The sequence below is a fragment of the Winogradskyella sp. PG-2 genome, assembly GCF_000828715.1.
GTDB lineage: Bacteria > Bacteroidota > Bacteroidia > Flavobacteriales > Flavobacteriaceae > Winogradskyella.
Map to the genome: position 1 here is coordinate 737,008 of NZ_AP014583.1, position 19,018 is coordinate 756,025.

General features: G+C 31.7%; 21 protein-coding genes. 7 read left to right on the forward strand and 14 right to left on the reverse strand.

Annotated features, from left to right (window positions below):
- Positions 1–17: 17 nt before the first annotated feature.
- Entirely contained in the window at positions 18–1,091 is a 1,074-nt protein-coding gene (locus tag WPG_RS03385) for an FAD-binding oxidoreductase (RefSeq protein ID WP_045469362.1), read from the reverse strand.
- 99 nt (positions 1,092–1,190) lie between these two features.
- Complete coding sequence (locus WPG_RS03390) at positions 1,191–1,763, reverse strand: TetR/AcrR family transcriptional regulator (protein WP_045469365.1); 573 nt, start codon at positions 1,761–1,763, stop codon at positions 1,191–1,193.
- Between the two features lie 46 nt (positions 1,764–1,809).
- Between WPG_RS03390 and WPG_RS03395 the strand changes: the two genes are divergently transcribed.
- The gene (locus WPG_RS03395) at positions 1,810–2,115 is read left to right on the forward strand and encodes a rhodanese-like domain-containing protein (protein WP_045469368.1); all 306 of its coding nucleotides are present in this window, start codon (positions 1,810–1,812) and stop codon (positions 2,113–2,115) included.
- On the opposite strand, the gene WPG_RS03400 is transcribed toward WPG_RS03395, so the two are convergent.
- Positions 2,110–2,724, reverse strand: coding sequence for a DUF4230 domain-containing protein (locus WPG_RS03400; RefSeq protein WP_045469371.1), 615 nt, complete (start codon positions 2,722–2,724; stop codon positions 2,110–2,112). The genes WPG_RS03395 and WPG_RS03400 overlap by 6 nt on opposite strands.
- Before the next feature lie 225 nt (positions 2,725–2,949).
- Between WPG_RS03400 and WPG_RS03405 the strand changes: the two genes are divergently transcribed.
- The 3 genes from WPG_RS03405 to WPG_RS03415 all read left to right on the forward strand — a co-directional run bounded on the left by WPG_RS03405 (position 2,950) and on the right by WPG_RS03415 (position 4,800).
- The gene (locus WPG_RS03405) at positions 2,950–3,705 is read left to right on the forward strand and encodes a hypothetical protein (RefSeq protein ID WP_144374409.1); all 756 of its coding nucleotides are present in this window, start codon (positions 2,950–2,952) and stop codon (positions 3,703–3,705) included.
- Positions 3,706–4,059: 354 nt separating this feature from the next.
- Positions 4,060–4,530 (forward strand): hypothetical protein, encoded by a 471-nt coding sequence (locus WPG_RS03410; protein WP_045469375.1) that lies wholly within the window; start codon positions 4,060–4,062, stop codon positions 4,528–4,530.
- Between the two features lie 42 nt (positions 4,531–4,572).
- Positions 4,573–4,800 (forward strand): hypothetical protein, encoded by a 228-nt coding sequence (locus WPG_RS03415; RefSeq protein ID WP_045469378.1) that lies wholly within the window; start codon positions 4,573–4,575, stop codon positions 4,798–4,800.
- A 1-nt stretch (position 4,801) separates the two neighbouring features.
- Here the strand turns inward: WPG_RS03415 and gldC are convergent, their stop codons facing one another.
- Both gldC and gldB read right to left on the reverse strand, forming a co-directional pair.
- Positions 4,802–5,140, reverse strand: a complete 339-nt coding sequence (gldC, locus tag WPG_RS03420; RefSeq protein WP_045469380.1) for a gliding motility protein GldC — start codon at positions 5,138–5,140, stop codon at positions 4,802–4,804.
- Positions 5,140–6,108 carry a gliding motility lipoprotein GldB gene (gene gldB / locus WPG_RS03425; protein ID WP_052471327.1) on the reverse strand — a complete coding sequence of 323 codons (969 nt, stop codon included), beginning with the start codon at positions 6,106–6,108 and terminating at the stop codon, positions 5,140–5,142. The genes gldC and gldB overlap by 1 nt, the downstream gene beginning before the upstream one ends.
- An 84-nt stretch (positions 6,109–6,192) precedes the next feature.
- Between gldB and nadE the strand changes: the two genes are divergently transcribed.
- Positions 6,193–6,981, forward strand: a complete 789-nt coding sequence (nadE, locus tag WPG_RS03430) for an NAD(+) synthase (RefSeq protein ID WP_045469382.1) — start codon at positions 6,193–6,195, stop codon at positions 6,979–6,981.
- Between the two features lie 136 nt (positions 6,982–7,117).
- On the forward strand, positions 7,118–7,747 hold the full coding sequence (locus tag WPG_RS03435) for a response regulator transcription factor (protein WP_045469385.1): 630 nt from the start codon (positions 7,118–7,120) through the stop codon (positions 7,745–7,747).
- On the opposite strand, the gene dnaG is transcribed toward WPG_RS03435, so the two are convergent.
- The 5 genes from dnaG to WPG_RS03460 form a co-directional block, all read right to left on the reverse strand.
- A complete protein-coding gene (gene dnaG, locus WPG_RS03440) occupies positions 7,744–9,708 on the reverse strand; it encodes a DNA primase (protein WP_045469389.1) in 1,965 nt (654 codons plus the stop codon). The genes WPG_RS03435 and dnaG overlap by 4 nt on opposite strands.
- 152 nt (positions 9,709–9,860) lie before the next feature.
- Complete coding sequence (locus WPG_RS03445; protein WP_045469393.1) at positions 9,861–10,940, reverse strand: hypothetical protein; 1,080 nt, start codon at positions 10,938–10,940, stop codon at positions 9,861–9,863.
- Positions 10,941–10,984: 44 nt separating this feature from the next.
- On the reverse strand, positions 10,985–11,770 hold the full coding sequence (locus WPG_RS03450) for a hypothetical protein (protein ID WP_045469396.1): 786 nt from the start codon (positions 11,768–11,770) through the stop codon (positions 10,985–10,987).
- Positions 11,757–12,320: an RNA polymerase sigma factor gene (locus WPG_RS03455; protein ID WP_045469399.1), complete on the reverse strand. Its 564-nt coding sequence runs from the start codon at positions 12,318–12,320 to the stop codon at positions 11,757–11,759. The genes WPG_RS03450 and WPG_RS03455 overlap by 14 nt, the downstream gene beginning before the upstream one ends.
- 117 nt (positions 12,321–12,437) lie before the next feature.
- Positions 12,438–13,415, reverse strand: coding sequence for a polyprenyl synthetase family protein (locus WPG_RS03460; RefSeq protein ID WP_045469402.1), 978 nt, complete (start codon positions 13,413–13,415; stop codon positions 12,438–12,440).
- A gap of 133 nt (positions 13,416–13,548) precedes the next feature.
- On the opposite strand from WPG_RS03460, the gene WPG_RS03465 reads away from it, so the two are divergent.
- Positions 13,549–15,132, forward strand: coding sequence for a T9SS-dependent choice-of-anchor J family protein (locus WPG_RS03465; protein WP_045469405.1), 1,584 nt, complete (start codon positions 13,549–13,551; stop codon positions 15,130–15,132).
- Positions 15,133–15,182: 50 nt separating this feature from the next.
- Here WPG_RS03465 and rlmN read toward each other — a convergent pair whose 3' ends face one another.
- From rlmN to WPG_RS03485, 4 genes are all read right to left on the reverse strand, one after another.
- Positions 15,183–16,223: a 23S rRNA (adenine(2503)-C(2))-methyltransferase RlmN gene (gene rlmN / locus WPG_RS03470; RefSeq protein ID WP_045469408.1), complete on the reverse strand. Its 1,041-nt coding sequence runs from the start codon at positions 16,221–16,223 to the stop codon at positions 15,183–15,185.
- A gap of 90 nt (positions 16,224–16,313) precedes the next feature.
- A complete protein-coding gene (gene queA, locus WPG_RS03475; protein ID WP_045469411.1) occupies positions 16,314–17,363 on the reverse strand; it encodes a tRNA preQ1(34) S-adenosylmethionine ribosyltransferase-isomerase QueA in 1,050 nt (349 codons plus the stop codon).
- Between the two features lie 72 nt (positions 17,364–17,435).
- Positions 17,436–18,659, reverse strand: a complete 1,224-nt coding sequence (locus tag WPG_RS03480; protein WP_045469414.1) for a 3-phosphoshikimate 1-carboxyvinyltransferase — start codon at positions 18,657–18,659, stop codon at positions 17,436–17,438.
- A gap of 32 nt (positions 18,660–18,691) precedes the next feature.
- The gene (locus WPG_RS03485) at positions 18,692–19,018 is read right to left on the reverse strand and encodes a nucleotide pyrophosphohydrolase (protein WP_045469416.1); all 327 of its coding nucleotides are present in this window, start codon (positions 19,016–19,018) and stop codon (positions 18,692–18,694) included.

Below are 19,018 nucleotides of genomic sequence, written 5' to 3' on the forward strand. Positions count from 1 at the left end.
AATTTTGAGTTTTATTTTTATACATCGAAATCAACAACTACTTTATCAGAAGTAGGTACTGCTTGGCAGCTTAATACTAAATTCTGCGACACTTCTTTATCGTCTAAGGCATAATTAATTTTCATTTCTACTGATCCATCAATAACCTCACATTTACAAGTACTACAAACACCACCTTTACAAGCAAATGGTAAATCCGCACCAGCGCCTAGTGCAGCATCTAAAATATTATCATATTCTTTTGTCATGGTAAATAAAAACTCTTTACCACCATCTACAATTGTTACTTCTGTACCTTCTACATTTTGTTGCGCCAAACGCTCGGCTCTCTTAATATCTTCTTCAGATAGACCAGTTACAAATAACTCGTAATGCACCAATTCTTTTGGTAAACCTACATTAATAAGATATTCACTAACGTAATTCACCATCTTCTCCGGTCCGCAAAGGAATACTTCATTAGTATCAGGTACATCTATAAACGTCTTGGCTAGTATCTGCATTTTTTCATCGTCAAATCGTCCATTAAACAACTCTATATCTCGTCGCTCTTTGGTTAAGAAATAATAAATTTCTAAACGTCCGAAATAAGTATTTCTTAACTGTTCTAATTCCTCTTTGAATATAATCGATTTAGCCGTTTTATTTACATAAAACAATTTACATGTAGAATTTGGCTCAGAAGACAAATGTGCCTTTAGCATTGATAATACTGGTGTGATTCCGCTACCAGCAGCAAAGAACAAGTAATTTTTAGATGATTCTGGCATTACCTCAACACCAAAATTTCCACTTGGTGCCATAACCTCTATATTATCACCCGAGTTTAACTCTTCATTGATATAGGTTGAAAATTTACCACCAGAAATTTGTTTAACAGCTACTTGCCATTGACCATCTGAAGGTCCAGAACATAATGAATAGGAACGCCTAACATCTTCATCATTAATATCAGCTTTTAAGGTTAAATGTTGACCTTGTCTAAACTTAAACTGTTCTTGCAAATTAGAAGGCACATCAAAAGTTACCACTGAAGTATCTTCGGTTTCTTTATAAATATCTGCAACTTTTAAGTTGTGAAATTCCGCCATATCGTTGTAAATATATTTCAACTAACAACTGTTAGTTTGTTTTACAAAGTTATTAAGTTTAATTCTAATTACAAAATAAAAACTAACAATTGTTAGTTTTTATTTTGTGTAGATTCCTTTTATTAAGATTTGATTCAATGTATTAGATAAATTTTCAAGCTCTAAATCTTCCTTTTTTGGTATCCAAATGTAAAGTGAGCGCAAAGTGGTTAAAATAGAAAACATCATTACATCAGGTTTAACATTTGTTATTTTTCCTGCTGCAATACCCTGTTTAAGGATAGCAATAAAATCGTTTTCATAATCGATACGCAGTTTTTGATAATAATCTAATTTTTCTAGAAGATGCATCCAGTCATTATTTAATGAAGCCATACCATATATGTTTTGGCTAGAAATTCTAACATGCAATTCTATAATTTGTTTAAGTTTACCAATACAATCTTCTTCTGATGATTGAATTAGTTTCATACCAGCAGTAAATTCTTCTGCCAAAGAAATTATAATCGTATTGAGAATAGCTTGCTTAGAATTTATATGATTATAAAGACTTGCCGCCTTAATTCCCATTTCTGCAGCTAAATCTCGCATAGTGACAGCACTATAGCCTTTTTCTTTAAAAAGCTTTGCCGCTACCCTAATAATTTCTTCTTTTCGAGTTTCTTGTTTCAAACAATCATACTGTTTATTATTTGTAAATTTAAGCAAAAAAGAAGCTATGGGATTTTTAGATTTTATTTTTGGAGCCGAGAAGCGACAAGTTGAACATTATATCAACAATGGAGCTGTTATTTTAGATGTGAGATCGCAACGTGAATGGGATGCTGGACATATTGAAGATTCTGTACATATTCCATTAAGTGAGTTAAATAATCGTATTGCCGAGGTGAAAAAACTTTATAAACCAGTCATTGCTTGTTGCGCTAGTGGAATACGATCTGCGAAAGCAGCAAAATTTTTAAACCTCAATAATATTGAAGCTACTAATGGTGGTGGTTGGGTAAACCTAAAAAAGAAGCTATAATTTTAAAGATTGTAAAACTTCTAAGGATTCAACTGGCTTTTGATTGTATTCCAATGTCCAACCTAGAGAATTTGTTAGAATAAATAATTTTGAAAGTTCACTGATTAGTCGATTTTGAGCGTTGGACTTTAAATCTGAAGCTTCAATCTTTTTCATTAGAGACGCATTAACGGTTTCTTTTATTTCGTTGTAATCTTTTGCTTCAAACTGATTTAAAAAATCTGCTTGAATATCGTAATATTCAAAATCGGGACTAATTTTTATTTCTTCTTCTGGAATACTTTTTATGCGAAGTGTTTTTGTTAACTCATCGACTTCATATTCAATTTTACTTAAATCGTACCCAATAGTTACATCTGCATTAACAATAACAACAGCTTTCTTTTCTGCTTCTAATAAATCCCCATAAACAGCTTTGGAATTTTTATATGTAAACACTTCACTAAAATGACCTTCAGTGACAACTAACTTACCCACGTTATTAACTTGTTCTTGGATTAAAGCAGAGTTTTCTTGAAGCGTAATTTTTTCTTCATGTTTATCTCCACAATATTTAAATGTGAATAGAACAATTAAGGTAATAATGACACCGAACAGTATTTTTCGCATAGACGAATTTAATAAAAATACGACGTATTACTTAAGAAACAAGTGTATATAAATCCTGTTTTTTTGCCTTACATCGTTATCCATAGTCTATTATCCAAGAAAAATGCAACATATCCTAAATATTTAAAAATCAAAAAACTAGCCTATAACTTAGCTATAGTTAAGAATGTATTGAATTATAAACATTGCATTTTTAATCGCCTCAAACCTAAAACTGTATATATTATGATTAAGAAAATATACACCCTACTCATCCTATGTTCTACCGTATTCGGTTATGGTCAACATATTACATTATTGAAAAATTATAATCCAAAAGCTCAAGAATTAAAACATTCTTTAAACCACTCTAGAGATAGTTTGTTAATGGAATGTGAAAGCACTATTCTTAAGATAGAGATTTTTAACGAAGACTATGAGAAAACAACCATAGTAGATGCTCCTGAAATTAAAATATCGCTCATCGATCTTCCAGCTGGAAAATTTGTTATTGAAGCTAAATTAGTGGACAAAAGCATCATTATGGATTTAATAAAGTATGATTTTGAATATAAAAAATCTACTCAAAGTAAAGAAGTCGCTGAAGGAAAAGGTATGATGTTAGACGAAAATCTAAAATTGATAAAGAGTACACCTAAACGAAGTATAGAATCACTTCTAACAAGAGGAAAAAGAAAAAAAATCACAGATAGGAAGCAAAAATATTATTGGGTTATTAATGAAGTTAACAATGACCTAGGTGCTCGTAAAACTATGAAGTTAGTAAATCAGGAATCTGCAGATAAAATGATAAAAAGAAATAGACTAGAAAATAATAGTGTGGTTGGTAAATTAAACGAACTTACAGTTTGGGAAGTTTACAACACACAGCAATTTATGAAACGTCAAATCTCTAACCCTGATTTTGTTTACTCATCTTCATCAGATTTTTTCAATGTTGACCCATATTATTCTAAAGAAACCAGTATCCAAAATCCATAATAGAACTAATTAGTAGAATACAAAAAACATGTATTTCCTAACATTTAAAGGCCCATCAAATGTTTTACTTAATTCATAACATCATAAAGCTAACTGTTTAAACCCAGTATTTTATTATCAAAAAATTACTGAAGCTTTATTTTATATCGAATATTTTGGAGCATGAACTCAAGGAATAAATAGATTCATTTCATGGTGTCTTTTGCACTTTACATCGTTTACAAGTGCAAATCATCTAAAAAAAAGCCAAACATCTTTGATATAAAATTTAAACAACACTAGTTGATACATTTACTATTGTAAACACAGTTTTTAGTGAATACATTGTTTCCCAAAAACAAAAACCTACTTATAATGAAGATTATATTTTCAATAGCAATATTGCTATCTACAGCTTTGACTTATGGTCAAAAATCTACTTTAATACAAAATATTAATGTTAGAGCCAAAGAATTAAAACATAGTATAAATTCAACTGGTGACAGCTTAATTCTTGAAGGGAAAAATTCTATTGATAAAGTTGCAATCTTTAACAGTGACTTTGAAAAAACGTTCATAGTCAATAAAAACAAAGCGAAAATCCCATTACTTAATATTCCAATTGGTCGTTTTGTCACAGAAGTTAAGCTCAATAATAAACTTATTGTTATTACACTACTTGGACACGAAAACCTGAAACCATTAGAGCAATTTTCTAAACATAAAGGGATAAAACAAACAGACACTGAAGCTATTTTTATTTCACAAAATATAGCAAAACATAAAGACTTAGTCTCAGCACCAAAAATATTACAAAAACCCACTAAAGCTGTTAGGTTTTATTAGATTGTAAACAAAATTTATAAGGGTTATAGTTCTAGAAAAATAATGAAAATTGGTGATCGTGAAACAGTCTCTAAAATAATCAAACAAAATAAAATTGATCATAAAACTAAATCAGGAAAGTATAATGAACTTACTATTTGGGAAGTTTATGACACTACAAAATTCATGAGGTTTAAAAGACAAAATCCAGATTATGCTAACGCTGAAAATGCGGATTGTTTTAATGTAATTCCATTTTTTCAAGCTCTCGTTACAATAAGTAACGAATAATTTATTTCTTTTTTAAGTCTAATTTTTCTGCAAAATAATCGCAAAAATCCTTCATGGTTGCTGTCATTTTTTCATCTTGTGTGGCACGTAAAAACGTATCACTCATTGTAACCAATGTTTGATGAAAAAACAGCTTCATTTCGTCTACAGGCATATCTTTTGTCCACAGATCAATCTTCAAAGTTTCTTGTGATTTGCTATCCCAAACTGACAGCATTACTGCTTTAGCCTCTTCATTATTTACTCCACCATCTTGTGCAGACCAATTGAGTTTCTCTGGTACTCGATTCTCATCAAGTTCAACATTTAGTACTATTTTAGATTTAATAATCTTAGACATTACTTTTTGGGTTTAAATTTAGATTTTCTAAAAATTTCTTCAGGTTCAGTTTCTAATATTCTCATAACATTTTCACCTGTACTATCTGCATAAGCCTTTACAATTTGCCAACCTATATATTGACCTAATCGTCCTGGTGATTCATTGTCAAACTCCATATAAAATTTAGAAAAAGGAGCATCAGCAATAAAACGATTTGGTAATTTATTATCTGTACTATATAATAATTCTTTCTCAATAAAATAACTCCAAATTGGACTTTCATTAGCTTTAGCCCATTTTATCTGTTCTTCAGTATAACCGATTTTCTCAGCATTAGTTTTAAACGGAATCATTATATCCTTGAAGTAAAGTAACTTTCCGGAATAAATCATTTCGTCTAGTAATGTTTTTCTATTTGTTTGATAAGCATACTTCTGAGCAAAACCATTGGCAACATCTACTACAATTTGTTCCTTTTTAAAGTTTTTTGCTAAATATGCAGGAATATTACCATTAACATAAAACTTATGGTGTTCTCCTAAATAATTATCTAATGATAGAAGTAAGATACTGTCGTTAACAATCACTTTATCTCTATATTGAACATAGTTTGTTAAAGTCACTACTCTAGGTATTGAAAAGACTTTATCATAATATTTAATGTGCTGAAACATACTCCTCAATTCTTCTTTTATAGCCTTAAAATCTTCGAAAGTGGCATTCACCTCATTCAGAATTTCATTCTGTAAGGTATCATTTAGTCTATTCACCCATATTGAATCTGGTGTATGTTTTGAAAAGAAAAATGGAAAGGCTCGTTTTAACTTTGGCAAGTCATTTGGTGTTGCATTCAATTCTGCTTTATCAAACCGTTCAACTACAAATTTAGCTTCTATCTTAGCAATGTCAGATTCGAGTTTAGAATCTTTATTACAAGACACTAAAAACAATACTAATATTAAAATTATGTAAATTCTTAACTGCATTGGGTAAAACATTTTTAATCCTAGCACGATTGCTTTATTTTTGTTATGCAAAGGTACACTTCTTTGCATTAAATTTTAAACATTATGCAAACAGAAAAAGTTATTGATTATATCGTAGATTGGTTAAAAGATTATGCGACAAATGCCAGAGTAAAGGGGTTTGTTATAGGTATTTCGGGAGGAATAGATTCTGCAGTAACCTCAACGCTTTGTGCAAAAACAGGTTTAGAGCTTTTATGTATTGAAATGCCTATTCACCAAGCTGCTAGCCATGTCAGCAGAGCACAAGAACACATTGCTCAATTAAAAAAGCGTTTTCCTAATGTTAGCGACACAAGAACAGATTTAACTCCTGTTTTTGAAGAATTTAAAACAGAAGTAAGTCTTGAAGGAAAACAGGTAACAGTAGATATGGCCTTAGCCAATACCAGAGCAAGATTAAGAATGACCACTTTATATTATCATGCAGGTTTACTTGGACTTTTAGTTGCAGGTACTGGCAATAAGGTTGAAGATTTTGGTGTAGGTTTTTATACTAAATATGGTGATGGTGGAGTAGACTTAAGTCCCATTGCCGATTTATTAAAGTCTGAAGTCTATAAAATTGGAAATTATTTAAATGTACCAGAATCAATTATGAAAGCTGCGCCTAGCGATGGCTTATTTGGAGATGCTAGAAGTGATGAAGATCAGATTGGTGCCACTTATCCAGAATTAGAATGGGCTATGCAAATGCTAGACGAAGGAAAAACTGTAAACGACTTTGAAGGTAGACAACGTGATGCTTTTGAAATTTTTATGTGTTACAATACATCAAACAAACATAAGATGATTCCTATTCCAATTTGCGAAATTCCTAAAAATTTGAAATAATTCTTGCAGTTTATCGAATAAATTAGGCAATCTGTTTAATTTTTAACTATTTTTGTTTAACGAATCTCCGCTATTTACTTGACTGAGCTTTTGCTATTGTTATTATAACCCTAACCAAAACCAAAATCAATTTGTTATGATACAAATTCTGATTGTTGACAGCCATCCTATTGTAAGAACTGGTCTAGAATTGTTCTTAAATAGTAAACCCGATTTTAAAGTTATAGGAAGTTTAAGTAGTGGAATTGAAATATTCGAATTCGTTAGACGTCATGATGTTGACGTTATTATATCCGAAGTTGATCTACCAGAACTTAATGGTATTACTGCGCTTAGAGCCATTAAAAAAGAAAACAAATCTGTTAATGTTTTGATGTTTAGTCATCAACCTGAAGAGATCTATGCCATTAGTACATTAAAAGCTGGAGCCTCTGGATACCTCAATAAAACTGCTAGTACTGAGGAAGTTGAAACAGCTGTAAGAAAAATTCATTCTGGTGAAGTTTCTCTTAGTGAAAAAATGGATAAACATTTGCGCTATGAAGATACTCGTAAAAGCAGAAGTCGTTTATTCAAAAAACTATCAACTAGAGAGGTTGAAGTATTAAAGTTACTTTCTATTGGTAGAAAGAATAAAGAGATTGCTGAAGAATTAGATATTAACGAGAAAACTGTTAGTACTTATAAGGCAAGGCTTTTTAAGAAGCTAAATGTAACAAATATTGTAGATTTAATTCACCAAGCAAAACACCACAATCTGGCTTAACCAATTACTTTACCAAGTTTACGGGATAATAACATTTTAAGACCTACGTAGTCTTTCACATCTTCTATGATGGATCGTGAATCTGAATCTTCTTTTAAAGTCTCATTTTTATACTCTGCTACTTTTTGGTCTATTAAATAGCAGCGTAAACTTAATATGGTTTGACTCACTAATTGTGGTACTGAATGTTCCTTTTCTTTTGGTATTATTTGATTACGTTCCCAATCGTGTAAATTATATTTTTCATCTTCCATTAAGATACTGGTTATTGTACCTGCTGATTCTTGATCTAATTGATTAACAAAATTTCTTGTAGAGAAATCTTCATCTTGATTAAGCTTATCAATAATAGAATAATACAACACTTTAAATTGCTCATTTGAAAACATCATCTCATCCTCCTGTAGATCTAAATATATTTTTTCAAACACACGTGCTTCTTGCATTGTAGGTTCTAAAACCAATTCACCCGTTACTTCGTCTTCCTTTAATATCAAATCTTCAAACTGCTCTGTTCGGTCTCCATAGAGCATTAAAATTTCGATGATTTTTCGCTCTAACTCATATTGAACATTTATCTTTTGTTTGGGTTGTTCAACATTTTTAACCACTTCAAAAGCTTTCTGCTCTTGCTTATATTTTTTATTAGCTTCATGAAAGTCTTTTTTGCTAATTTGTGCTAACGTACTGAATAAGACATTCTCGCTAATATCCATAATGCGTGCACATTCTTGTATATAAACTTCACGCTTTATAGAATCTGGTATTTTAGAAATGCTATTTACAATATCTCTTATGGTTTCTGCCTTTTTAATCGGATCATTATTAGCTTCTTTTACCAATAAAGATGCCTTAAACTGAATGAAATCTTTAGCATTTTCGTTAAGATAAGCCGTTAACTCTTCTAAAGTATTTGATTTTGCAAAACTATCTGGATCTTCACCATCCGGAAATGTACAGACCTTAACGTTCATTCCTTGTTCTAGGATTAAATCAATACCGCGAATTGAAGCTCTAATACCAGCAGCATCACCATCAAAAAGTACAGTTATATTATTGGTCAATCTATTAATTAAACGAATCTGATCTGGTGTGAGTGCTGTACCAGAAGACGACACTACATTCTTAACTCCTGTTTGGTAGAACTGAATTACATCTGTATATCCTTCGACCAAAAAACAATTATCTTCTTTAGCAATGGTTTGCTTTGCGTAATACAAACCATAAAGCACTTTACTTTTATGATAGATTTCGCTTTCCGGAGAATTGAGGTACTTTGCCGCTTTTTTATCGTTAGTTAGAATACGTCCACCAAAACCTAAAATACGACCGCTCATACTGTGGATAGGAAACATAACTCTACCTTTAAACCTATCGAATCGTTTCTCATCCTTTACAATGGTAAGACCTGTACCAGATAGAAAATCTATATTATAACCTTTACCCAAAGCATCATCTGTAAAGGCTTGCCATTCATCTAAAGAATAGCCTAATTGAAATTTTTTAATAGTCTCTTCTGAAAAGCCTCGTTCCTTAAAATAGCTTAAACCTATGGCTTTGCCTTGATCCGTTTGGTGTAGTATTTTTTGAAAATATGTGTTTGCATATTCACTGACTAAATACAGACTTTCTCTTGTATCTGCTTGTGCCTTTTCTTCATCTGTACGTTCAGTTTCTTCAATTTCTATATTATACTTCTTGGCTAAATATTTAATGGCCTCAGGATATGTAAAATGTTCGTGCTCCATTAAAAAGCTTACGGCATTACCACCTTTACCTGTTGAGAAATCTTTCCAAATTTGTTTTACAGGAGATACCATAAAACTTGGTGTACGTTCTTCACTAAAAGGACTTAAGCCTTTAAAACTACTTCCCGATTTTTTTAGTTGAACAAAATCACCAATGACCTCCTCAACGCGAGCGGTTTCAAATACTTGTGCTATGGTGTTTTGTGAAATCAAAAATTAGGGGTTTAGCAAGTTTGTAAATTTAAGATAAACAATTTGTTTTAAAAATTTAAAATCTATATTAACTAGACTTTCTTGGATGTGGTTAATAAAAAAAGCCTTCATCTGAAATAAAAGAAGACTTTAACACTTAAAAAATTATTGATTTAGTCTAAGTCCCATCGAAGACCAAGAGAAATATTATTTTGCTCAAACGCCTGATCTTTAAATAAGGGACTTAAGTCGTATTTAGCATATATAGATAAATCACCAAAGCCAATATAACCACTCAATCCATAAACAAAGTTAGATGTATTGAAATTTCGTTTTTCTTTATTCTTAACTCGGTTACCGTCCTCATCTTCGTATAATAGTTTCTGCTGTGTACCTAATCTTACTCCACCAAAACCACCAAGTCCTATTTTAAAATGGTTATCAGTTGTATATCTTAATCTATCTTTAAAATCCCTTTTTTTAGATGGACCAAACTCAAAATGTACTGGCAGAACTAAATTGGTTACTCTCAACTTTGCTTTTTTAAGATCTAATGGAAACTCTTGTAATGTTGTTTCATCACCGTCTTGCACAAAGTATTGATTATTCTTTATATTTAATTTATTCCATTGAAACGAAAATCCATAGTTTAATCTAGCAAAATTAGAGTCTTTAAACAATCTTGTTTCCCATACCCAACCTAATTCTACAAAACCTGAACCACCTTTTTTGTAAGGTGAGTCATCTAAGCTTTGTCCATCTCCTATGGTATTGTTAAATCCTATAGCAAATAATAATTTATTTGATGTACGTATATCGTATTTAGGTTTTTGTTTTTTATTTGGTCCTAAATTTATATAAACTCCATTACTTCCAACACTCAAAGAAATTTGTTCATCTTCAGACGAGGTAGAATCATATCCATTGCGCTTTATTAATTCAATTTTACTATTAATAATTGCTGTTCTATCTTCTATATTTAAAGCTGCTTTTTGGGCTGCTGCTTTCTTTAATTCTTCAGCATTAGCAGCTGTAATTTCATCATTATCGAGTTGCTTATTAATTGCTTCAATTCTTAATTTTAAAGCTGCTTTTTCTGATTCTCTTATCTTTTCTTTCTGCTGCGTTAAAATTTTAATTCTGTATTCAGTTGTTTGTCTTTGAATTGAATCATTTTCCTTGTTTTGACTTTGTACAGTAGCAAAAGTTAATGAGATAACTAAGTAAACTACTAATCGTGTAATTGTATTCATAACTGTTCGTTTTTTGATTTATTGATGTTAATTTGATTCTTGTTTTAATTATTGCGCTCTGCAACTTTTGTTTTCACTGTTTCATAACTTTCTTTAAGTGCTTCAAACACTTTAGTTCTAAAGGATTGCCCCATATCTTCTTGTACACTTAGTAATAAAGCGTCAGCATCAACTGTCTTAGAAGATTCCTTTTGTAGTTTGTTTTTAAAAAGTTCTTTACTTGCTACTTTTAATAGTGAATCTATTTCTCTATCCGTTACAGAATTATCATCTGATTTCAACTGTTTAATCGCAGTTGCCACAGCATCTTCTATGATTAATTTACCCGAATTAACTGACAAATCTTCTTTCAACAAATCTTCCTTATTTGGTATAGCTGTTTTAATTGTTGATTTATTATTTTCTGCAATCTGTATCATAGACTTAGGTCTCTTTTCTGTTACTTTTTTATACTCAATAATCCGTGGTTTATTGATAATTGGCGCGTCGTCCTTTAAATGCTCATTACTTTCATCTTCTATTGCTAATTCAGTAGTTTCTTTAATATTGATATTTTGAGTTTCCTTTTCTTTTTGAAATTCTCTTTGTACTTCTTCAACAACTTGTTGAATAATTTCTTCACTACCTTCATTATTAAAAAACTGAACAGAAACCGCAATCATAATAATTAAACCGGCAGCAATACTTAGCCACCAATAAATCAGGTTTCTAGACTTCTTTTGATCTGCATCTAAACGTTCAGACAACTTAGACCAACCTTCTGCTGATGGAGATAACGAGCGTTTCTCGAGCTTATCTTTTAAATGTTCTTCAAATTTAATTGGTGCCATAACTGTTGTTATTTAATTCTTTAATTTTTTTCTGAAGCATTTGCCTTGCTTTAAACAATTGCGACTTTGATGTGCCTTGAGATATATTCAATAATTCTGCAATCTCACTATGCTTATAACCTTCTATTGCATACATCACAAATACCATTTTATATCCTTCTGGCAAACTATCTATGAGTTGTTGTATCTCTGCAACTTCAATATTTGTTTTTATGTTGTTAGAATAATCGTGTTCTAAATAATCATCTTCTGTAGCAAACTCAATATTTTTTTTCTGTCTTAAATATGATATCGCTTCCCTTACCATAATGCGTCTCATCCAACCCTCAAAACTACCTTCTCCTTTAAATGTTTTTAAGTACTTAAATACTTTAAAAAAACCATTAAGCATTACTTCTTCTGCCTGATGAACATCTTTAATGTAATACCTACAGATACTTAACATCTTTGGCGCAAGCAATTCATACAATACATTTTGGGCTTCACGATTCTGCTTCGTTGCTCTTTGTATGAGTTTAGTTTCGTTTTTATGAAGTTGAATAACTTTCATTCTGTTTTTACGATTGCGCTTCTATTTACAAAGACGCAATTTTGTTGCCAAGGGTTGTCTGGAAAGTGAAAAATAGTTTAATTAATCAACAACTTACTGGTTGTCAGTGCTTTATTTTTATTTTTTTCTGTCAATAACGTAATCAACCATGAGCTTTAAAGACGCTCTATATTCTGATTGAGGATAAGTATGTAATAAAACCAACGCTTCTTTTTGAAATTCCTTCATTCTTGTAATGGCGTATTCTAATCCCCCTTTAATTTTTACAAAAGCAATGACTTCCTTAACACGTTTTTTGTCTTTATTATGACTTTTTACTGAATTAATAAGCCAAGACTTTTCCTTTTTAGAGCAGTTGTTAAGCACATATATTAGAGGTAAGGTCATCTTTTGTTCCTTAATATCTATGCCTGTTGGTTTACCAATAGCTTCTTCACCATAATCAAATAAATCATCTTTTATTTGAAATGCCATACCTATGAGTTCACCAAACTTTCGCATAGTTTCTACATCTGGCGAATTAGGTTTTACAGAAGCTGCACCAAGACTACAACAAGCCGCTATTAAAGTAGCCGTTTTTTGCCTGATAATATCATAATAAACTTCTTCAGTTATATCAAGTTGCCTTGCCTTTTCTATTTGAAGTAACTCTCCTTCACTCATCTCCCGTACAGCAACTGAAATGATTTTAAGTAAATCAAAATCATTATTATCGATAGAGAGTAATAATCCTTTTGATAATAAATAATCACCTATGAGAACTGCAATTTTATTTTTCCATAGTGCATTAATCGAGAAAAAACCACGTCTACGGTTGCTATCATCTACAACATCATCATGAACTAAAGTCGCAGTATGTATTAACTCAATAACCGAAGCTCCTCTATAGGTACGCTCTCTCACTTCGCCATTATTCATCATTTTAGCTACCAAAAACACAAACATAGGTCGCATTTGCTTGCCTTTTCTATTAACAATATAGTGGGTAATTCGATTTAACAACGCCACCTTACTAGCCATAGAAAGTTGAAACTTTTGCTCGAAAAGTTCCATCTCATAGGCGATTGGTTGTTTTATTTGTTCGGTTATTTTCATTAATAGCTTAAATCATTGTAAAATTACGAATTCTGAGCCCTTTTTATTCTTAAAATCGAAATTATGAATAATTAACATGACGCTGTAACATTTATTTGTAACTTCCTTCCTATTAATCCAAAAACTAAACTTTATGAAAAAAATTACTTTATTAATTTTAATACTAAGCATTTGTTTTACAAGCTACGCTCAGTTGCCTGAAACTTTTGACAGTGAAATCCCTGCAACATGGGCAATATTTCCAGGAGAAAATGGATTGGGAGCAGCTCAAACTTGGGGACATAATGCAGGTGGATTTCCATTAATTATATGGGAAGACGTAGCTGGTGGTTTAGCTGAAGATTGGCTAGTAACTCCGCAGGTTAGTATTACTGCCGCTACAAATTTACTTAACGTTGATCTTACAGATTTAAATGCTGGTAATTTTAATTCTAACATAAGCATTAGAGTTTCAGATGGGTTAAGTCAAACTACCATTGCAGATTTTTCGGCACCTCTATTAACTGTAGCTGAAACAGACATAGCAACAGCTCAAACCTTTCAGACATTCACGGTAGATTTAAGTGCTTATATTGGTTCTAGTGTTTATATTGCTTTTATAATGACCAATGATGATGGAGATGGTTGGATATTAGACAATGTTGATTTAACTGGCGGTTGTGCAAACCCTACTGTTACATTTGACGATTTCACTCAAACGACAGCTGATATATCTATGGCGACATCAGGGAATTATGATGTAGAATGGGGGATTTTCCCATATACGCAAGGTTCTGGAGGTAGTACTGCAACCGTTACAGGTGGAGATACATATCAATTAACAGGTTTAACTTCTGGAATTTCCTATAATGTTTTTGTAAGACAAGACTGTGGTGGTGGTGAATTCTCAAACTATACAGAAACAATTGTTGGAACAAGCCCATCTAATTTGAACACTTTGCCATATACTGAGGATGTTGAACCAGATGCAAACCAGGCCTTATTATTAAATTTTGGTTTTAGTTTCGCAGGAACAGGTAGTTGGAACTTTAATCTTGATGATAATACTGATGGTGATACTACCAATGATTTCTCCAATGATGGTCTTGCTTCGTTATTTGCAAACAATACTACGACGACAACTGATGCTGATGCTTGGCTTTATATTGGGCCTTTCAATTTAACAACAGATAATGAATATACTTTTTCATTTTTTCAGAGAAACCTAGCAGTTGCATCTGCAACTAGACCTAATAAGGATATTGAAATTGCTGTTTCTACCACTAATGATGGCACAGGAGATACAATATTACTAACATTGGATGACTTAGACAATATCGGTTATCTTGAAAGAATGGTTACCTACACGCCTACAGTATCTGGTGATTTTTATTTCGGTATTCATGATAAATCTAGTTTTCTAGCTTCGGCTACGGCTGGAAATTCAGTTTTTGTAGATACATTTAGTGTAACAAGTCAACCACTAAGTATAGATGAATTTGATCAAAACACATTTACACATAGTTATAGCAAAACTCAGAAAATGCTTAATTTAGAATCGTCTAATATGGCTATGACTGGTTTAAATATTTATTCCATTTTAGGTCAAAAAGTTGCTTCTAGAACTTTAGCTGGTAATAATGCATCTATTGATGTATCATCTTTAACGGATGGTATTTACTTAGCTAAAGTGAATATTGGCGGGAATTCTAAAACGATTAAATTTGTTAAAAATTAACAGATAGTTATATGATTTAAAAAAGCGGCAATTGCCGCTTTTTTTATGTCTTAACTTTTATTAGCCAACTGTCCACAAGCAGCATCAATATCCTTTCCTCTGCTTCGTCTTACAGTTACTGTAATATTATTGGCTTCAAGAATTTTAACATACATATCTATAGCTTTTGAATTAGCTTGCTGAAACTCACCATCATCTATTGGATTGTATTCTATAATATTAACTTTACTTGGTGCAAATTTGCAAAATTCAACCAATGCATCTACGTCTTTTCGCTGGTCATTTATTCCATTCCAAACCACATATTCATAGGTAATTCTATTCTTAGTTTTCGCATACCAATATTGAAGAGCCTCTCTTAAATCATTTAAAGGAAATGTAGCATTAAAAGGCATAATAGACGTTCTTACTTCGTCTATTGCAGAATGTAAAGAAACAGCAAGTTTAAACTTAACATCATCGTCTGCCATTTTCTTAATCATCTTTGGGACACCTGAAGTAGACACTACAATTCTTTTAGGAGACATTCCTAAACCTTCTGGTGATGTTATTTTATCTATAGCCTTCAGTACATTATTATAGTTCATGAGTGGTTCACCCATTCCCATAAATACGATATTACTCAAAGGTCTGTTATGATATAATCTACTTTCGTTATCTATAGCAACTACTTGATCGTATATTTCATCTGGATTAAGGTTACGCATACGCTTTAATCTTGCTGTAGCACAAAATTTACAATCTAAACTACATCCAACTTGTGAGGATACACAAGCAGTTGTTCTTGAAGCTGTAGGAATTAAAACAGATTCTACTATTAAGTCATCATGAAGTCGAACAGCATTCTTTATTGTTCCGTCAGAACTGCGTTGCATTTGATCTACTTTGATGTGATTAATCACAAAGTTATCTTTAAGTATCTGACGTGTTTCTAAAGAAATATTTGTCATATCCTCAAAACTATGTACTGACTTTTGCCATAACCATTCATAGACCTGATTTCCTCTAAAGGCTTTGTCACCATTGCTCACAAAGAACTCTCGGAGTTGTTCTTTAGTTAAGGCACGTATGTCTTTCTTTTTTATTTCCATTTGATGCAAAAGTAATTAAATGAAATGGGTTTTTGCTAAAACAAAAAAGCCTCAATTAAGAGGCTTTCTAATTCATATCTATTTATAATATTAGATGATGAGCATGGCATCACCATAAGAATAAAATTTATATTTTTCTTTCACGGCTTCTTCATAAGCTTTCTTCATAAAATCATGACCTGCAAAAGCAGATGTCATCATTAATAATGTTGACTTTGGTGTATGAAAGTTAGTAATCATACAATTAGCTATACTAAAATCATAAGGTGGAAAAATAAATTTATTAGTCCATCCTTCATAATCATTTAATCTTCCGTTAGATGATACTGAACTTTCGATAGTACGCATTGATGTTGTACCTACAGCACAAACACGTCTTTTGTTGTTAATCCCTTTATTAATTTTATCGGCAGCTTGCTCAGTAATAACAATCTCTTCACTATCCATTTTGTGCTTAGACAAATCTTCTACTTCAACTGGATTAAAGGTTCCTAAACCTACATGTAAAGTTACTTCTGCCATTTCAACACCTTTTATTTCTAAACGTTTTAATAAATGTTTAGAAAAGTGCAAACCTGCAGTTGGTGCAGCAACAGCTCCTTCATTCTTTGCGAAAATTGTTTGGTAACGCTCTTCATCTTCTGGTTCAACGTCTCTATTAATGTATTTAGGTAAAGGCGTTTCTCCAAGTTGAGTTAATTTCCTTCTAAAATCTGTATAAGATCCATCATAAAGAAAACGCAATGTTCTTCCTCTTGACGTTGTATTGTCTATAACCTCAGCGACTAAAGTTTCGTCATCACCAAAGTATAATTTATTACCGATTCTAATTTTACGTGCAGGATCTACTAAAACATCCCAAAGACGTTGATCCTGGTTTAATTCGCGTAATAAAAATACTTCGATACGGGCTCCTGTTTTTTCTTTATTACCATAAAGTCTAGCCGGAAATACTTTTGTGTTATTCAAAATCATCACATCACCTTCATCAAAGTAATCGATAACATCTTTGAACATTTTATGCTCAATAGTTTGTTTTTCTCTGTTAAGGACCATTAACCTAGATTCATCTCTGTGTTCTGCAGGATGTTCTGCTAATAATTCTTCTGGAAGGTCAAAACTAAAGTGTGATAATTTCATGTATACGTTTTATTTTTTAAACAAGATGCAAATATACAATCTCAACATAGGCCTTGTCAAGTAAATGCGTGATTATTTTAAATTGAAACCAATCCCCTTAAAATCTTCCCAAAATTGAGGATAAGATTTGCTAACAACATCTGCTTTTTCAATTATAATTGAAGTTTTTAACCCGAGTGGTGCAAATGCCATTGCCATACGATGATCTTTGTATGTTACTATTGAAACATTTGGATTAATTGTATTTGAAGATTTTAAACTTAGAGATTCGTCAGTAATACTAACGTCAGCTCCCAACTTTTCTAATTCAGTTTTAAGTGCTACTAATCTATCTGTTTCTTTGATTTTAAGGGTATGTAAACCTGTCATCTCACAAGCTTTACCTAAACCATAAGCTGTAACTGCAATCGTCTGTGCAATATCTGGCGCATCACTTAAATGAAAATTTAAATCTTTTGCTAATGTGTCATTTACTTTAACTAAACGAACAGAATTTTCGTTATAATGAGTTTCTACATCAAAACTTTGATAGATTTCTGCTAAAACTGAATCCCCTTGTAAACTTTGTATCTTGTATGATGAAATAGTGATTTCTGAGCCAACATCGCTCAATGCAATAAGGCTATAAAAATAAGAAGCTGAAGACCAATCTGATTCTACAGTTAACACCTTAGGTTTTAAATTTGAAGCGTTTGATTTTACTTTAATCGTATTTTCTATAAAACTAGTTTCTATACCAACCTCATTTAAAAGACTTAGCGTCATTTTAATGTATGGTACTGAAGTGATTTTCCCTTCTAAATTTAATTCAAGTCCATTTTCTAATCTAGAAGCAATTAACAATAATGCAGAAATATATTGACTACTTACATTTGCTTTTAAAGCTACTCTGCTCTTTGTGAGTTTTTTTCCTGTAATCTTTATTGGTGGATAACCATCATTTTCTAAATACTGAATATCTGCTCCTAACGCCCTCAATGCATCGACTAATATTTTTATAGGTCGTTCTTTCATACGAGAAGAACCTGTTAAAATTACTTCTCTATCGTTTTGAATAGAAAAATATGCTGTAAGAAATCGCATAGCAGTACCAGCATGATGGATATCTACAATTTCGTTATTTGTTGTCAATGCTTTTTGCATTAACACAGAATCATCTGAATTAGATAAATTCTCTATTGAAATTTCAGGGTAAAGTGCTTGTAGTAATAGTAACCGATTAGATTCACTTTTGGATCCAGTGATTTTAATATTCTGATGATTAAGAAGCTTAGATTTTTGGATTCTGATGTCCATAAGGAAACTCTAAATAAATTGAAGCTACAAATCTACTTTAATTTCTCATTATTATGATGTCTATCGTGATCTCGTTTTGTTTTTTTATCCATTTTTTTATCAAACGCATCTTGTAAATCAATTCCTGTTTGGTTTGCTAAACATAAAACCACAAACATAACATCCGCTAATTCTTCTCCTAAGTCTTTATCCTTATCACTTTCTTTTTCACTTTGCTCACCATAACGTCTAGCAATTATGCGTGCTACTTCTCCAACTTCCTCTGTGAGTTGGGCCATATTAGTAAGCTCATTAAAGTAACGTACTCCATGTTCTTTAATCCAATCGTCGACTTCTTTTTGTGAATTTTTAATATTCAT

What these genes read in the sequence shown, in the direction of transcription:
- WPG_RS03400 (WP_045469371.1), bottom strand. Translation starts at nt 2,724, where the DNA reads ATGCGAAAAATACTGTTCGGTGTCATTATTACCTTAATTGTTCTATTC.
- WPG_RS03435 (WP_045469385.1), top strand. Translation starts at nt 7,118, where the DNA reads ATGATACAAATTCTGATTGTTGACAGCCATCCTATTGTAAGAACTGGT.
- WPG_RS03410 (WP_045469375.1), top strand. Translation starts at nt 4,060, where the DNA reads ATGAAGATTATATTTTCAATAGCAATATTGCTATCTACAGCTTTGACT.
- WPG_RS03415 (WP_045469378.1), top strand. Translation starts at nt 4,573, where the DNA reads ATGAAAATTGGTGATCGTGAAACAGTCTCTAAAATAATCAAACAAAAT.
- WPG_RS03450 (WP_045469396.1), bottom strand. Translation starts at nt 11,770, where the DNA reads ATGGCACCAATTAAATTTGAAGAACATTTAAAAGATAAGCTCGAGAAA.
- gldC (WP_045469380.1), bottom strand. Translation starts at nt 5,140, where the DNA reads ATGTCTAAGATTATTAAATCTAAAATAGTACTAAATGTTGAACTTGAT.
- WPG_RS03445 (WP_045469393.1), bottom strand. Translation starts at nt 10,940, where the DNA reads ATGAATACAATTACACGATTAGTAGTTTACTTAGTTATCTCATTAACT.
- nadE (WP_045469382.1), top strand. Translation starts at nt 6,193, where the DNA reads ATGCAAACAGAAAAAGTTATTGATTATATCGTAGATTGGTTAAAAGAT.
- queA (WP_045469411.1), bottom strand. Translation starts at nt 17,363, where the DNA reads ATGAAATTATCACACTTTAGTTTTGACCTTCCAGAAGAATTATTAGCA.
- WPG_RS03485 (WP_045469416.1), bottom strand. Translation starts at nt 19,018, where the DNA reads ATGAATATTAAAAATTCACAAAAAGAAGTCGACGATTGGATTAAAGAA.
- WPG_RS03465 (WP_045469405.1), top strand. Translation starts at nt 13,549, where the DNA reads ATGAAAAAAATTACTTTATTAATTTTAATACTAAGCATTTGTTTTACA.
- gldB (WP_052471327.1), bottom strand. Translation starts at nt 6,108, where the DNA reads ATGCAGTTAAGAATTTACATAATTTTAATATTAGTATTGTTTTTAGTG.
- WPG_RS03405 (WP_144374409.1), top strand. Translation starts at nt 2,950, where the DNA reads ATGATTAAGAAAATATACACCCTACTCATCCTATGTTCTACCGTATTC.
- WPG_RS03395 (WP_045469368.1), top strand. Translation starts at nt 1,810, where the DNA reads ATGGGATTTTTAGATTTTATTTTTGGAGCCGAGAAGCGACAAGTTGAA.
- WPG_RS03460 (WP_045469402.1), bottom strand. Translation starts at nt 13,415, where the DNA reads ATGAAAATAACCGAACAAATAAAACAACCAATCGCCTATGAGATGGAA.
- rlmN (WP_045469408.1), bottom strand. Translation starts at nt 16,223, where the DNA reads ATGGAAATAAAAAAGAAAGACATACGTGCCTTAACTAAAGAACAACTC.
- WPG_RS03455 (WP_045469399.1), bottom strand. Translation starts at nt 12,320, where the DNA reads ATGAAAGTTATTCAACTTCATAAAAACGAAACTAAACTCATACAAAGA.
- WPG_RS03385 (WP_045469362.1), bottom strand. Translation starts at nt 1,091, where the DNA reads ATGGCGGAATTTCACAACTTAAAAGTTGCAGATATTTATAAAGAAACC.
- WPG_RS03480 (WP_045469414.1), bottom strand. Translation starts at nt 18,659, where the DNA reads ATGGACATCAGAATCCAAAAATCTAAGCTTCTTAATCATCAGAATATT.